At 70.7% G+C, this 15,196-nt stretch carries 13 protein-coding genes and 1 tRNA gene; 7 read left to right on the top strand and 7 right to left on the bottom strand.

The features are described from left to right. Positions 1-10: 10 nt before the first annotated feature. The gene (gene rpmE / locus VV01_RS04680) at positions 11-226 is read right to left on the bottom strand and encodes a 50S ribosomal protein L31 (protein ID WP_050668879.1); all 216 of its coding nucleotides are present in this window, start codon (positions 224-226) and stop codon (positions 11-13) included. A 186-nt stretch (positions 227-412) separates the two neighbouring features. Here rpmE and VV01_RS04675 point away from each other — a divergent pair, with 186 nt between their 5' ends. The 3 genes from VV01_RS04675 (at position 413) to VV01_RS04665 (ending at position 3,832) form a co-directional block, all read left to right on the top strand. Further along, positions 413-1,273 (top strand): LLM class flavin-dependent oxidoreductase, encoded by an 861-nt coding sequence (locus tag VV01_RS04675; protein WP_050668878.1) that lies wholly within the window; start codon positions 413-415, stop codon positions 1,271-1,273. Between the two features lie 105 nt (positions 1,274-1,378). Next, entirely contained in the window at positions 1,379-3,295 is a 1,917-nt protein-coding gene (locus tag VV01_RS04670) for an N-acetylmuramoyl-L-alanine amidase (protein WP_071606290.1), read from the top strand. A 153-nt stretch (positions 3,296-3,448) separates the two neighbouring features. Further along, positions 3,449-3,832 (top strand): DUF6463 family protein, encoded by a 384-nt coding sequence (locus tag VV01_RS04665; RefSeq protein WP_050668877.1) that lies wholly within the window; start codon positions 3,449-3,451, stop codon positions 3,830-3,832. 94 nt (positions 3,833-3,926) lie between these two features. Here the strand turns inward: VV01_RS04665 and rho are convergent, their stop codons facing one another. The 6 genes from rho to VV01_RS04635 form a co-directional block, all read right to left on the bottom strand. Further along, complete coding sequence (gene rho, locus VV01_RS04660; RefSeq protein ID WP_050668876.1) at positions 3,927-5,969, bottom strand: transcription termination factor Rho; 2,043 nt, start codon at positions 5,967-5,969, stop codon at positions 3,927-3,929. Positions 5,970-6,210: 241 nt separating this feature from the next. Then, positions 6,211-7,137, bottom strand: a complete 927-nt coding sequence (thrB, locus tag VV01_RS04655; protein ID WP_050668875.1) for a homoserine kinase — start codon at positions 7,135-7,137, stop codon at positions 6,211-6,213. Positions 7,138-7,140: 3 nt separating this feature from the next. Next, the gene (gene thrC / locus VV01_RS04650) at positions 7,141-8,229 is read right to left on the bottom strand and encodes a threonine synthase (RefSeq protein WP_050668874.1); all 1,089 of its coding nucleotides are present in this window, start codon (positions 8,227-8,229) and stop codon (positions 7,141-7,143) included. Position 8,230: 1 nt separating this feature from the next. Continuing rightward, on the bottom strand, positions 8,231-9,538 hold the full coding sequence (locus VV01_RS04645; RefSeq protein ID WP_050668873.1) for a homoserine dehydrogenase: 1,308 nt from the start codon (positions 9,536-9,538) through the stop codon (positions 8,231-8,233). Between the two features lie 2 nt (positions 9,539-9,540). Next, the gene (lysA, locus tag VV01_RS04640) at positions 9,541-10,902 is read right to left on the bottom strand and encodes a diaminopimelate decarboxylase (protein ID WP_050668872.1); all 1,362 of its coding nucleotides are present in this window, start codon (positions 10,900-10,902) and stop codon (positions 9,541-9,543) included. Positions 10,903-10,912: 10 nt separating this feature from the next. Continuing rightward, positions 10,913-11,668, bottom strand: a complete 756-nt coding sequence (locus VV01_RS04635) for a hypothetical protein (RefSeq protein ID WP_050668871.1) — start codon at positions 11,666-11,668, stop codon at positions 10,913-10,915. Positions 11,669-11,750: 82 nt separating this feature from the next. On the opposite strand from VV01_RS04635, the gene VV01_RS04630 reads away from it, so the two are divergent. The 4 genes from VV01_RS04630 (at position 11,751) to nadA (ending at position 15,189) form a co-directional block, all read left to right on the top strand. Then, positions 11,751-11,822: transfer RNA gene (locus VV01_RS04630), tRNA-Arg, on the top strand. Between the two features lie 323 nt (positions 11,823-12,145). Beyond that, complete coding sequence (locus tag VV01_RS04625; RefSeq protein WP_050668870.1) at positions 12,146-13,066, top strand: S1 family peptidase; 921 nt, start codon at positions 12,146-12,148, stop codon at positions 13,064-13,066. A gap of 141 nt (positions 13,067-13,207) precedes the next feature. Beyond that, a complete protein-coding gene (locus VV01_RS04620) occupies positions 13,208-13,927 on the top strand; it encodes an NUDIX hydrolase (protein ID WP_071606289.1) in 720 nt (239 codons plus the stop codon). Further along, positions 13,924-15,189, top strand: coding sequence for a quinolinate synthase NadA (gene nadA, locus VV01_RS04615; RefSeq protein ID WP_050668868.1), 1,266 nt, complete (start codon positions 13,924-13,926; stop codon positions 15,187-15,189). The genes VV01_RS04620 and nadA overlap by 4 nt, the downstream gene beginning before the upstream one ends. Positions 15,190-15,196: the final 7 nt, after the last annotated feature.

The following is a 15,196-nucleotide window of genomic DNA, read 5'->3' as shown; positions in this document are numbered from 1 at the left end:
TGCGGCGGAGCTACTTGGCAGCCTTCTTGCCGTAGCGCTCCTGGAAGCGAGCAACTCGACCACCCGTGTCGAGGATCTTCTGCTTGCCCGTGTAGAACGGGTGGCACTGGGAGCAGACCTCGACGCTGATGCGGCCGCTCTCGGCAGTGCTCTTGGTGGTGAACGTCGAGCCACAGGTGCAGGTGACCGTGGTCTCGCCGTAGGCGGGGTGAAGGTCCTTCTTCACGGGATTCTCCTAGCTGTTGGGGTGTCTCCGGGTCGTCATCGCGTGAGCGGGACGTGAACCGGTGACCAGCGGGTCAGTCTGCCAGATCGGCAGCACGACAGTCCAAACGAGAACCGTTCCCGCGATATTCCGGCACGGCAACGGCGATCAAGCGTGCTGTCGGGTGCGCATCTAGCGTGCGGGCACATGAGATACGGCTTCGTCGTCCCGTTCGCGTCCGAGACGGAGTTCGTCGAGCTGGCCGAGCTCGGCGAGCGCACCGGGTGGGACGCCGTCCTGTCCTGGGAAGGCGTGTGGCGCCGCGACGCGTGGGTCCAGCTGGCCGCCGCGGCGGTGCGCACCGAGCGCATCCGTCTCGGCACGGTCATCACGCCCGCCGCACGCTACAAGCCGTGGGACCTCGCCTCGCTCGTCTCCTCCGTCGACCAGCTCTCCCGCGGTCGGGTCACCCTCGGTGTCGGGCTCGGAGCGCTCAACTCCAACTGGACGACGTTCGAGGGTGAGGAGTCACGTCGCGTCCGTGCTCGCAAGCTCGACGAGTGCCTCGAGGTGTTCGCCCACCTCACCAGCGGTGAGCCGTTCGCGTACGACGGCGAGCACTACTCCCTCGACCTCACCTCTCCCGTCGAGCCGAGCGGGCCGCCGCCGAGCGTGCAGCGCCCGCACCCACCGGTGTGGGCGGTCGGCGCCTACGTCCCCGGCCGTCGTCGACAGCTCTCGCTGGAGCGCGCCGCGCACTGGCAGGGAGTCTTCCCGGCGTACGCCGGCGGGGCCGAGGGCAGCTCGGGGCTGACCGTGGACAGTCTGCGCACGATCGTCGGCGAGCTGCGCCGCCTGCGCGCCGAGGCGGGCCTGCCGTGGGAGGGTTACGACGTGGTGGTCGAGGGTGACAGCCACGGCGAGTTCGGCGAGGTGCACGGCTCACCGCAGCCGTGGGCCGACGCCGGTGCGACCTGGTGGGTCGAGTCGTGGTGGGACGTCCCCGACACACCGGAGGGCGTCGACGAGCTGCGTCGGCGCGTGGCCGCCGGGCCGCCGCGGCCCTGAGAAACGCCGCTGGCACTCCGGCCGAAAGTAAACAATTACCGCCGAGTCAGTGGCATGGTGAGACCTTGTCAGACCCCTGACACATCCCTCGCGCAGGAGGCACACATGGGTACCCCTCTGTCTCGTCGTCACTTCCTCATCGCCGGCGTCGCGGTCCCGACCGCGGTCGCCGCCGCAGGCACGGCCCGCGCCCAGACCGTCACGGTCGATCAGCACACGACCTTCACCGAGGCCGCGTCGGCGTACGGCGTCCCCGCGTCCGTCCTGGCCGCGGTGTCGTACTCCCAGACCCGGTGGCAGGACCATGACGGCACGCCCAGCGCGTCGCTCGGCTACGGCCCCATGCACCTGATCGACGGTGCAGCGGCGCAGGAGGCCCGCGACCGCGCCGACAAGCCCGGCACCCAGACCGTCGACACCCTCGGCGAGGCCGTCGCCGCGTCGGGTCTGCCTGCCGATCAGGTTCGGACCGACCCGGCCACCAACATCCGCGCCGGCGCCGCGCTGCTCGCAGCGTTGCAGCGCGCAGCCGGACGCCCCACGGGCACCTCGACCGATCCGGCCTCCTGGTACGCCTCGATCGCCACCGGCAGCGGCCTGCCCACCAGCCAGGGACAGCTCGAGTTCGCCGACCACGCCCTCGGCTCGATCCGCGACGGGGCAGCGCTCTCGCTCGCGGACGGCTCCCGCCTGACGCTGCCGGCGCGCACGGTCGCCTCACCCGACGCTCAGCGTGCGCCCCTCGCGCGCCGCGCCTCGCAGGCCGCCGCCCAGCGCAACGTCACCGGCCCGGTCGACGCGCCCGCCGGCCTGGACGTCGAGTGGATCCCGGCGCCGTACGAGCAGTACGGCCCCGGCACCGGCGACTACGGCAACCACGACCTCGCCGACCGCCCCCGCTCCCCCAAGATCACCCACATCGTCATCCACGACACCGAGGGCTACTGGGACGGCGTCCTCAAGCTGGTCCAGGACCCGACGTACGTATCGTGGCAGTACAGCCTGCGCTCCTCCGACGGGCACATCGCCCAGCACCTGGAGCCCAAGGACGTCGGCTGGCACGCCGGCAACTGGTACATCAACGGGCACTCGATCGGTCTCGAGCACGAGGGCTTCGCCGCCCAGGGCGCACCGTGGTACTCCGAGCCGATGTACCGCACCTCGGCCACGCTGGTGCGCTACCTCGCCGACAAGTACGCCATCCCCGTCGACCGCGGCCACATCATCGGCCACGACCAGGTGCCCGGCACCACGACGCCCACGATTCCGGGCATGCACTGGGACCCGGGCCCCTTCTGGGACTGGGAGCACTACTTCGACCTGCTCAAGGCGCCGCTGGCCAAGCACACCAGGTCGCGTGCGGTCCGGGCCGGCGACGTCGTCCGCATCCTGCCGGGCTTCGTCGGCAACAAGCAGCCGGTGACCAGCTGTGAGGCGGGCGACCCGGCGTCGTGCGGCAGCAAGGACACCAACTTCGTGACCCTGCGCGTCAGCCCGGCGGCCGACGCCGCGCTCGTCAACGACATCGGCCTGCACCAGAAGGGCCAGCCGGCCTCGACCGAGGTGTCCGACATCAGCGCCCGCGCCACGGCCGGCACCGAGTTCGTCGTCGCCGAGGTCCAGGGCGACTGGACGGCGATCTGGTACCTCGGGCTCAAGGCCTGGTTCCTCAACCCGGCCTCCCGGCCGACCGCGTACGCCGTCACCACCGGTGTGCAGGTGGCTCGCCCCAAGGCAGGGAAGGCCACCATCCCGGTCTACGGGCGCTGCTACCCCGAGGCCTCGGCGTACGCCGACCCGGCCGACGTGCAGGCGGTCAGCCCGCTGATCTACACGATCCCGGCGGGCCAGGCGTACTACGTCATGGACGCCGCGCCGCCCACCGACTACTACAAGGCCAAGACGTTCTCGCTCGACACCCCGAACGACCACATCGACATCGTCGGCCAGGACAAGTACGTCCAGATCAGCCTCGGCCACCGGATCGCGTTCGTCCGCGCGGCGGACGTCGACCTGGCCTGACCGCGCCTGAGCCGGGTCCGCCGGCCCAGACAACACACCCGACGGGCGGCACGTCTCCAGCACGTGCCGCCCGTCGTCGTGCCCACCCTGCGAGCGACCGCAGTCCCCTGTGCGAGGGAGGCTCCCGGGGTGGACCGCGTCATACCGTCGAGCATGACCCGCTCACCAGCCCGCACACCGTGGACCGCCGTCAGCCTGGGCGTCATCGGTGCCGCACACCTCGCCCTCACCGTCCACAAGTACCGCGACCAGGTCCACGAGATCGTCCGGGAGGGCGTGCTCGACCGCGTCGAGCGGACCTCCGACGGTACGACGGTCGGCGCTCGCCCTGAAGCCTTCTGGTTCGCGACCTGCGGGATCGCCACGCTCGCCCTCGCCGGACTCACCGGTGCCGCCGAGCGCTCACCGGCCGGGCCACCGCGTGCCCTTGCGCCCATGCTGGCCGGCCTGGCCACCTGGGGCGTCGCGCTCATGCCCCGCTCGGGCTTCTGGTCGTTCTACGGCGCCGCCGCGCTCGCCCACCGCGCCCGACGCTGACGCGTCGGCTCCGCGGGACTCAGGAGCGGTTGCCGCACACGACGAAGGCGGGGCTCCCCGAAGGGAACCCCGCCACACGTCGTACGAGTTGTGCTCAGTCCTCGTCGTCGAGCTTGATCGAGGACGTCTGCTGCACCTGCATCAGGAACTCGACGTTGCTCTTGGTCTTCTTCAGCCGGTCGAGCAGCAGCTCGATGCCCTGCTGCGAGTCCAGTGCAGCAAGCACCCGGCGCAGCTTCCACATGATCTTCAGCTCGTCGGCAGCAAGGAGGATCTCCTCACGGCGCGTGCTCGACTGGTTGACGTCGACCGCCGGGAAGATGCGGCGCTCGGCGAGCTGACGCGACAGGCGCAGCTCCCAGTTGCCGGTGCCCTTGAACTCCTCGAAGATGACCTCGTCCATCTTGGAGCCGGAGTCGATCAGCGCCGTCGCGAGGATGGTGAGCGAGCCACCGTTCTCGATGTTGCGCGCAGCGCCGAAGAACTTCTTCGGCGGGTAGAGCGCAGCGCTGTCGACACCACCGGACATGATGCGACCGCTGGCCGGAGCCGCCAGGTTGTAGGCGCGGCCCAGGCGGGTGATGCCGTCGAGCAGCACGACAACGTCGTGGCCCATCTCGACCAGGCGCTTGGCCCGCTCGATGGCCAGCTCGGCGACCTCGGTGTGGTCGGAGGCCGGACGGTCGAACGTCGAGGCGATGACCTCACCCTTGACTGAGCGCTGGAAGTCGGTGACCTCCTCAGGACGCTCGTCCACGAGGACGACCATCAGGTGGCACTCGGGGTTGTTGGCCGTGATCGCGTTGGCGATCGACTGCATCACCAGCGTCTTGCCGGCCTTGGCCGGGGCGACGATCAGACCACGCTGGCCCTTGCCGATCGGGGCGACCAGGTCGATCACGCGGTTGGTGATGTTCTTCTGGTCGTCCTCGAGGCGCAGGCGCTCCTGCGGGTACAGCGGCGTCAGCTTGGAGAACTCCTGACGCTGGGCCGCCTCGTCGGGCGTCTGGCCGTTGACGGTGTCGACGCGCACGAGCGCGTTGAACTTCTGGCGCGCCGGCGGCTGCTCACCCTCACGCAGCGCCTTGATGGCACCGGTGATGGCGTCGCCCTTGCGCATGCCGTTCTTCTTGACCATGCCGAGCGGCACGTACACGTCGTTGCTGCCCGCGAGGTAGCCGCTGGTGCGTACGAACGCGTAGTTGTCGAGCACGTCGAGGATGCCGGCCACCGGCACGAGGACGTCGTCCTCGCGCACCTGGGTGTCGATGTCGCCGAAGTCCTCGCCACGACCGCGGCCGCGCTTGCGGTCACGGCCACGCTGACGACGACGGCCACGACGCTCGTTGTCATCGTCGCGGTTGCCGCCGCGGTTCTGGTTCTGGTTGTTGTTGCCCTGGCGGTTGCCGCCGTCACGGTTGCCGCCGTCACGGTTGCCGCCGTCGTTCTTGCGGTTGTCGCGGTTGCCGCCCTGGCGGTCGCCACCGTCGCGGGCCTCACCCTGACGGTTGTCGTCGCGCTGGTCGCGGTTGCCCCGACCCTCGCGGTCGCCGACCTGACGGTTGTTGTCGCGGCCGTCACGGTTGCCCTGCTGACGAGCGTCGCCGCCCTGAGCCTGGTCACCCTGCGACGTGTCGCTCTGAGCCTTGTCGTCGCGGCCCCCGTCACGCGGCGCACGGGTGTCGCCCTGGCGCTTGTCGCGGCGGTTGTCCGCACCCTCGCCGCGACGGTCCGGGCGACCGCCCTCACGCGCCTGCGCACCGCCGTCGCCGGAGCTCGCGGTCTCCTCGGACTTCGGGGCTGCGTCTGCGGTCTTCGGGCCCGATGCGGCGTCCGGCGCCGCGCCGGTGGTGTCGCGCGCCGGCGCCTCTACGGCCGGGGCAGCGGCGGGCTGCGCCGTCGCGCTGGTGGCGCGGCGGGGCGTACGACGCGCGGCGGGCTCGGCGGCCGGCTGGCCACCCCCGCTACGACCGGTGCCGATGGCGGCAACCAGGTCGCTCTTGCGCATCTTGGAGGTGCCCTTGATGCCCATGCTCGAGGCGAGCTGCTTGAGCTCGTCGAGCTTGAGGGCGCTGAGGCCACCTCGGGGAGTCGAGCCGCCAGTAGATGGCGCAGCGACCTCGGTGGTGTCTGTCACGAAGGATCCTTCCCCCTCGTCATGACCCGGTCTGTCGCCGGGGTTTGGGGTGTTCACCAGCCAGGGTCAGATCCTGGCTACGTCCTCGCGGCCGCACAGCCGTCACTTGACAGCGTCACACGCTCGTGAGGAGAAGGTCGCACCGATCCGGGATCGGGTCCTGCTGATCCGGGACGCCCGAGGGCAACGCCCATGGGCTGGTGGTGCACCACACAATCTACACCCCGCTACCGCGGTCGTGCTAAACGACCCGAACTCCCGTGGCAGAAATCTGCGGTTGCAGCACGTTCCAGCCGGCGTGCTCGCGCGCCGTCGCTGCCACGGCGTCGGCCGTCGAGACGGTGGCGAGCACCAGCACCGACGGGCCGGCACCGGACACCACGGCGGCGTGACCGGCACGTCGTAGCCGGTCGACCATGGCCATCGTCACGGGGTAGGCGATCCGTCGCTGCTCCTGGTGCAGCCAGTCACGGGTGGCCGGCAGCAGCAGGGCCGGGTCGTGGGTCAACGCGTGGGTCAGCAGCGCGGCGCGACCCGCGTTGCGCGCGGCGTCGGCGTGCCCGATCTCGGGCGGCAGCGCGGCGCGCGCCTCGTGCGTGGCGAGCCGGTCCTCGGGCACGAGCACCACGGGCCGCAGGTCCGCGTGGACCGTGAGCGCCGTCGTACGCCACCGGTCGGGCTGGACGTCGTCTGCCCAAGAGACGGTGAGGCCGCCGTAGACACTGGCCGAGGCGTTGTCGGGGTGGCCCTCGAGCGTGCTGGCGACGTCGTTGACCTGCGCAAGGCCCTCCGGCGCGCCGAGGTCGACGCCCGCGAGCGCCGCCGCCACCGACGCACCCGCGACGATCGCCGACGCGGACGAACCCAGACCGCGGGAGTGCGGGATCGCCCCGCGACACGTCAGCTCCAGCCCACGAGGCGGTTCGACGCCGAGGTGCTGCCAGGCCGCGACCATCGCCCGATGGACCAGGTGGGTCTCGTCGCGCGGCACCTCGTCGGCGCCCTCACCCTCCGAGCGCACCACGAGGGTGTCGCCCCGGACGACGGCGCTGACCTCGTCGCGGACGTCGAGTGCCAGGCCCACGGAGTCGAACCCCGGGCCGAGGTTGGCCGAGCTGGCCGGCACGGTGACCGTGACGGCGGCGCCGGGCTGCACGGCCCGCGCCACTGCTCAGCCCTCCAGGCCGAGCGCGGTGGCTGCCGTGACGGCGTCGACCGGCACCCGGGTGGGCTCCACGTCGCTGCCGTCGGCGTTCTTGAGGGCCCACGACGGGTCCTTCAGACCGTGCCCGGTGACCGTGCACACGATGCGCGCACCGGCCGGCACCTCGCCCCGCTCGTGCATCTTGAGCAGGCCCGCCACGCTGGACGCCGAGGCAGGCTCGACGAAGATGCCCTCGGTGCTCGACAGCAGCCGGTGAGCGCGCAGGATCTCCTCGTCGGTCACCGCGTCGATGACTCCACCGGACTCGTCACGGGCGGCCTCGGCCTGCTCCCACGACGCCGGGTTGCCGATGCGGATCGCGGTGGCGATGGTGTCGGGCTCGTCGACCGGGTGGCCCAGGACGATGGGGGCCGCGCCCGCAGCCTGGAAGCCCCACATGCGCGGGGTCCTGGTGGCCAGTGCGGTGAGATCGCCTGGTGCGTCGAGGGATTCGCGGTATCCCTTCCAGTACGCCGTGATGTTGCCGGCGTTGCCGACGGGCAGGCAGTGGATGTCGGGAGCGTCACCGAGCGCTTCGGCGATCTCGAACGACGCGGTCTTCTGACCCTCGATGCGGGCCGGGTTGACCGAGTTGACCAGCTCGACGGGGTAGGCCTCGGCGAGCTTGCGCGCAAGCGTGAGGCAGTCGTCGAAGTTGCCGTCGACCTGCAGCAGCGTGGCGCCGTGGGCGATCGCCTGGCTGAGCTTGCCCATCGCGATCTTGCCCTCGGGCACGAGCACGCCACAGGTCATGCCGGCCTTGGTGGCGTACGCCGCCGCGGACGCGCTCGTGTTGCCGGTCGATGCGCAGATGACGGCCTTCGCACCCTGCTTGGCGGCCACCGAGATCGCGGCCGTCATGCCACGGTCCTTGAAAGAGCCGGTCGGGTTGAGGCCTTCGTACTTGATGTGCACCTCGGCGCCGACCCGCTCACTGAGCTGCTCGGCGTGGATGAGCGGCGTGCCACCCTCACCCAGGGTCACGACCGGCGCACCCGCGAGGAGCGGCATGCGGTCGGCGTACTCGTTGATCACTCCGCGCCACTGGTGCGCCATCTCAGATCCCCTCCATGCGCAGCACGGAGGTCACCGTGCTGACGTCGTCGAGCAGCCGCAGCTGGTCGACGGTCCGAGCCAGAGCCGCGTCGGTCGCGGCGTGCGTGGCAATGGTCAGCGTGGCCAGGCCGTCGTCGCTGCGACGAACTCCCTGACGCATGCTCTCGATCGAAACACCTTGTCCTGCAAAGACATTCGTCACATGTGCGAGCACACCCGGGCGGTCAGGGACCTCGATGCGGATGGCGTAGCGCGTCGTCGCCTGCGACAGCGGGAGGATCGGCAGATCGGCGTACGCCGACTCGCCCGGCCCACGACTGCCCGTCACCTTGTGGCGTGCCGCCTGGACCAGGTCGCCGAGCACCGCGGACGCGGTCGGGTCGCCGCCCGCGCCCTGGCCGTAGAACATGACCTCACCGGCGAGCGCGCTCTCGATGAACACCGCGTTGAACGCGTCGTGCACGGACGCCAGCGGATGGGAGCGCGGCACCAGCGTCGGGTGCACGCGCACGCTCAGGCTCTGGTCGCCGCGACCGTTGCGTACGCGCTCACAGATCGCGAGCAGCTTGACGACACAACCCATCTTGCGCGCGGCGCGGATGTCGTCGGCCGTGATCGACATGATGCCCTCGCAGCTCACGTCGAGCGCCGCCACTCGGGTGTGGAACGCGAGCGAGGCCAGGATCGCTGCCTTGGCCCGCGCGTCGTAGCCCTCGACGTCGGCGGTGGGGTCGGCCTCGGCGTAACCCAGCTCTTGAGCCTCGGCGAGCACGTCGTCGAGCGCCTCACCGGTGCGGTCCATCTTGTCGAGGATGAAGTTGGTGGTGCCGTTGACGATGCCCATGATGCGCTCGACGGAGTCGCCGGCCAGCGACACCTGCAGCGGACGCAGCAGCGGGATCGCGCCGGCGACCGAGGCCTCGTAGTAGAGGTCGACGCCGTGCTCGGCGGCGGTTTCGTACAGACGCGGGCCGTCCTCGCCGAGCAGCGCCTTGTTGGCCGTGACGACGCTGGCGCCGTGCTCCATGGCGGTGAGCAGCAGGCTGCGGGCCGGCTCGATGCCACCCATCAGCTCGACGACGACATCGGCGTCGCGGACGAGCGCCTCGGCGTCGGTCGTGAACACCGAGGGGTCCAGACCCGACTCGGGTCGCGGCTTGCTCGTGTCGCGGACGGCCACCCCGGTGATCTCGACGGGTCGCTCGACCCGCGAGGCGAACTCGTCGGCGTGGTCGACCAGGCGGCGGGCGACGGCAGTGCCGACGGTGCCGCAGCCGAGCAGCGCGATGCGCAGTGCGTCGTTCGACATGGTCACTCCCCTTCCAGTGCGAGCAGGTCGTCGATGGTCTCGCGGCGCACGATCACCCGCGACGCACCATCGCGCACAGCCACCACCGGCGGCCTGGGCACGTGGTTGTACTGGCTCGCGAGGCTGCGGCAGTACGCACCCGTGGCGGGGACGGCGATGAGGTCGCCGGCTCGTACGTCGCCGGGCAGCTGCACGTCACGGACGACGATGTCGCCGCTCTCGCAGTGCTTGCCGACGACCCGGGCCGGGACGGGCTCGGCCGCACTGGTGCGACCGGCCACCACGCAGGTGTAGTCAGCGGCGTAGAGCGCCGGACGGGCGTTGTCGCTCATACCGCCGTCGACCGCGACGTAGGTGCGGACGAGGTCGTCGGTGGCCTGCACCGGCTTGACCGTGCCGACCTCGTAGACCGTCACACCTCCCGGGCCGACCACCGAACGACCGGGCTCGACCGAGACGTGCGGCACCGGCACGCCCTGCTCACGGCAGGCGGCCTGGACGATGTCGGCGAGCTGGCCGGCGAGGTCGTCCGGCGCGAGCGGCTGGTCGTCAGCGACATAGGCGATGCCGAACCCGCCGCCCAGGTCGAGCTCGGGCAGGGTGATGCCGTGCTCGCGCGCGACCTCGAGCTGCAGGGCGATGAGTCGCGTCGCGGCGACGCGGAAGCCGTCGGACTCGAAGATCTGACTGCCGATGTGCGAGTGAAAACCGAGCAACCGCAACGCATCTGGGTGCTCGAGCACCGCCGTGACCGCTTCGGCGACCTGACCGCCGCTGAGGCTGAACCCGAACTTCTGGTCTTCGTGCGCCGTCGCGATGAACTCGTGGGTGTGGGCCTCGACGCCCGCCTTGACCCGGATCATGACCGGCTGCACGACGCCACGCGCGCGGGCGGCCGCGGCGACCCGGTCGACCTCCTCGAACGAGTCGACGATGATGCGGCCCACGCCGTGCTCGACGGCGGCCTCGATCTCGGCCACCGACTTGTTGTTGCCGTGCATGCCGATCTGCGGACCGGGCACACCGGCACGCTGGGCGATCGCGAGCTCACCGCCGGTGCACACGTCGACGCGCAGCCCCTCCTCGGTCACCCAGCGCGCGACAGCGGTGCTCAGGAAGGCCTTGCCGGCGTAGTAGACGTCCGCACGCGTGCCGATCCGTTCGAACGCCGAGGCGAACGCGTCGCGGAACGCGGCCGCGCGCCGGCGTACGTCGGCCTCGTCGAGCAGGTAGACGGGCGTGCCGTGCTCGGCCACGAGATCACGGACGTCGGCGCCACCGATCTCGACGGCGCCGTCGGGAGTTCGCGTCGCGGATCCGGGCCAGACATGGGCGTGCAACGCATTGGCGTCGGGCGAGGTCACGCGAACTCCTTCAGATCTGCGCAGGGGCCGGGATCCCGGCTGTGTCGAGGCCGGACGCCAGAACGATACGTGCCGCGTGGGCGGCCCGGGGCGGCGTCCACGTGACGGGCGTCGGCTCCGTCGGCCGGGCCGCGAGCACCGCGGCCGCGAGCGCCTCAAGGTGCAGCACGAACGGGCGGGTGCGACCCGTGCGTGCGCCGTCGCGGAGCACCATCGGCGTCGCCAGCACGGCGGTGGCCACCCTGCCGTCGGCGCCGGCTCTCCCCCGCGCCAGCCGGTCGTGCGCCAGCAGCACCGCGAACACCGGGTCGTCGAGCGTGCGCGACCCGAGCCGGTCGAACGGCACGTCGATGCGGGTGCCGTCGGACGAACGCGCCCGGGCCCACCGCGCACTCGCGTCACCCGCGTGCGCGGCGAGGTCGGCGTACGACCTGGGCCGGCCGTCGCGGGTCAGCCACAGGTCTGCGTCGGGTCGCCACTGCTGTGCGAACTGTCGGCGCAGGCCGTCGAGCGCCTCGGCGGGCAGCGGTGCGTCGAGGGCGGCGTCGACGTCGCCGAGCCTGAGGCTGAGGACGTCGTCGACGACGGTCACGGCGGGGTCGTGCTCAACAGCCCGTCGGGCCCTGCTGACCGCGGCGACATCACGGGCGTGATCGCGCAGGGCGGTCGTGCGCCACACCGTCGGGTCGTCAGGCGCTGCGGGCCGCAGCCGAACGGATGCGCCGAGCGCCGACGACAGCGCCTGGCCGAGCTCGTCCGGGGTCACAGGTCGTGAGTGTAGAAGCGGTGGTCAGCACCGACTCCGTCCTCCTGTAGTCTTTCTCCTCGCGTCGGCATGGCTGGCGCACGCCCCCTTAGCTCAGGGGATAGAGCACCGCCCTCCGGAGGCGGGAGCGCAGGTTCGAATCCTGCAGGGGGCACCGAACCGGAGCCTGCGACGGCCGGTGACCGCTGCAGGATGACGGGAGCCACCGGGACGAAGTGAGGTGGCGGCTCCTGCAGGGGGCACCGAACCGGAGCCTGCGACGGTCGGTGCCCCCTGCAGGAGCCTGACCCAGAGGTCCATCGATCTGCAACGCAGGCCGATGGACCTCTTCTGCTTCGCGGGTCCGGCCCGAGTGCCGCGTCAAGGCCGTGCCAGCGCCGGCCCCGCATTGCGCCAAGGGATGACAGGCGGCGTTGACCGGGTGTCCACGTGTCGAGACGGTGGGTCGACCCCAACCCCTTCGCGAGGAGCTCACCCGTGCCGTCCCGTCGTACCACCAGCCGTCTCGCAGCCGTCGCCGTCCTCGGAGCAGCGGGTGCGATCGCACCACTCAGCAGCTCCCAGGCGGCCGAGCCCTCAGCGCCGACGTCAGCTCAGCCGCAGACGGTCCAGCGCCTGCAGGCCGCCGGACTCGCGTCGACCATCAAGCTCGACAACTGCTCGGGCAGCCTCGTGCGCTACCCGACGTCGACGGACACCGACAAGGCGATGCTGCTCACCAACGGGCACTGCTACGAGGGCGGATTCCTTTCTGCCGGAGAGGTTCTCGTCAACAAGGCCAGCTCACGCAGTGGGCAGCTGCTCGACGACGCGGGCAGCTCGATCGGCACCGTCCAGGCCACCAAGGTGCTCTACGCGACGATGATCGGCAACGACGTCGCGCTGTACGAGCTCACCGACACCTACGCCGACATCGCCTCCTCGACGGGCGCCAAGGCGCTGACGATCTCCGACAGCAAGCCGGCCGACCAGAGCGCGATCTCGATCCCGTCGTCGTACTGGGGCAAGACGTACTCCTGCTCGATCAACGGGTTCGTCGGCGAGCTGCGCGAGGGCGACTGGACCTGGCACGACTCGATCCGCTACGCCTTCCCCAACCCCGACTGCGAGACGATCCACGGCACGTCCGGCTCGCCGATCGTCGACAACACCTCGCTGGAGGTGGTCGGCATCAACAACACCGGCAACGACGACGGCCAGCAGTGCACGGTCAACAACCCGTGCGAGGTCAACGAGGACGGCACGACGACCGCGACCCAGGGCCAGAACTACGGGCAGCAGACGTACTGGTTCACGACCTGCCTCACCGACAACGCCATCGACCTGTCCAAGGACGGCTGCCTGCTGACCAAGCCCGCGACCGCCACCAAGCCGCACGGCCCCAAGAAGCCGCACTGACCCATCCGCTGAGGCCGGCCGATCCCGTACGGGGCGGCCGGCCTCTCGCATGCCCGTCGCCCGTTCTCGGCACTTCTGGTTGACATGACCAGAAGGGGTGTTAGTGTCATGGACACCTTAAGTAGCAGAGAGGAGGAGCCCGTGGGCCGACAGCACGCCCAGCGCGTCGATCTGGCCGTCTCGACGGTGATCTTCGCGCTGCGCCCCAGCCCCGAGACCGGCCGCATGACGCTGTGGCTGCCGCTTGTCCGGCGCATCCGTGAGCCGTACGAAGGCCGCTGGGCTCTCCCCGGCGGCTGGCTGGCCGCCGACCAGGACCTCGAGACCTCGGCGCGCCGCACGCTCGTGCGCACCACCGGGCTCACGCCCCGCTACCTCGAGCAGCTGTACGCCTTCGGCGGGCTCGACCGCTCGGCCGACGACCCGACGCGCGTGGTGTCGATCGTCTACTGGGCGCTGGTGCACCCCGACGAGGCCGCCCAGGCGATCGACAGCGACAACGTCGAGTGGTTCGCGGCCGACGACCTCTCCGAGCTGGCCTTCGACCACCGCACGATCGTCGACTACGCCGTCTGGCGGCTGCGCACCAAGATGGAGTACTCCCGCATCGCGCACGGCTTCCTCGGCGAGACGTTCACCCTCGCCCAGCTGCGCCAGGTGCACGAGGCCGTGCGCGGCTGCTCGCTCGACCCGGCCAACTTCCGCCGCCAGATCCTCGCGTCCGACGCGATCGAGGACACCGGGCAGCGCCTCACCGGCACGAGCCACCGACCTCCCCGCCTCTACCGCTACAACACCGCAGTACAGCTGGCCGACCACGGTCCGCTGACGCCTTCGCAGGAGTCCAAGGAGCAGGCATGACGTCCGTCGATGTCGCCATCACCACCCGTCCCAGCGCCACCTGTGACGCCGACCTGGCCAAGGGCCCGTGGGAGTTCGACCTCTCCCCCGGCTACGGTCCCGGCGCCTCCGAGGACGACGTCATCCCCGACCCGGTGACGCGTCCCGGCCAGCTGCCGACGGCGTACCAGCGCATGAGCGAGGACGAGCTGCACGAGCGAATCCGCAATACCAAGAAGGCTCTTGGCGACAAGCTCGTCATCCTCGGGCACTTCTACCAGCGCGACGAGGTCGTCCAGTACGCCGACTTCGTGGGCGACTCCTTCCAGCTCGCCAACGCGGCGCTCACCAAGCCCGACGCCGAGACGATCGTCTTCTGCGGCGTGCACTTCATGGCCGAGACGGCTGACATCCTGGCGCGCCCGGAGCAGCGCGTGATCCTGCCCAACCTGGCCGCCGGCTGCTCGATGGCCGACATGGCCGACGAGGACTCCGTCGAGTCGGCCTGGGAAGACCTGATGGAGCTCTACGGCGACGAGCCCGACGCCGACGGCCGCCAGCCCGTCATCCCTGTCACCTACATGAACTCCTCGGCCGCGCTCAAGGCGTTCTGCGGCCGGCACGGCGGCATCGTGTGCACCTCGTCCAACGCCTCGACGGTGCTGGAGTGGGCGTTCGAGCGCGGGCAGCGCGTGCTGTTCTTCCCCGACCAGCACCTCGGCCGCAACACCGCCAAGGCCATGGGCATCGGCCTCGACCAGATGCCCATGTGGAACCCCCGCAAGCCGCTCGGCGGCAACACCGAGGAAGTCCTACGAGACGCGAAAGTCCTTCTGTGGCACGGGTTCTGCTCGGTGCACAAGCGATTCACCGTGGACCAGATCGAGCAGGCACGAGCCGAGCACCCCGGCGTGCGCGTCATCGTCCACCCCGAGTGCCCGATGCCCGTCGTCGACGCCGCTGACGAGTCCGGCTCGACCGACTACATCCGCAAGGCGATCGAGGGCGGCCGGCCCGGCGACGTGTTCGCGATCGGCACCGAGATCAACATGGTCAACCGGCTGCAGGCCGAGCACCCCGAGATGACGATCTTCTGCCTCGACCCGGTCATCTGCCCGTGCTCGACGATGTACCGCATCCACCCCGGCTACCTCGCCTGGACCCTCGACGGGCTCCTCGAGGGCGAGGTCCGCAACCAGATCGTCGTCGCCGACGACGTCGCCACGGACGCCAAGGTCGCGCTGGAGCGGATGCTCGCGGCGCTGCCGGCGGGCACCAAGTAGGAGATCG

The sequence above is a fragment of the Luteipulveratus halotolerans genome (genome assembly GCF_001247745.1).
Classification (GTDB): domain Bacteria; phylum Actinomycetota; class Actinomycetes; order Actinomycetales; family Dermatophilaceae; genus Luteipulveratus; species Luteipulveratus halotolerans.
The sequence above is the reverse complement of the archived record's forward strand: the minus strand, read 5'-3'. Positions and strand labels throughout refer to the sequence as shown.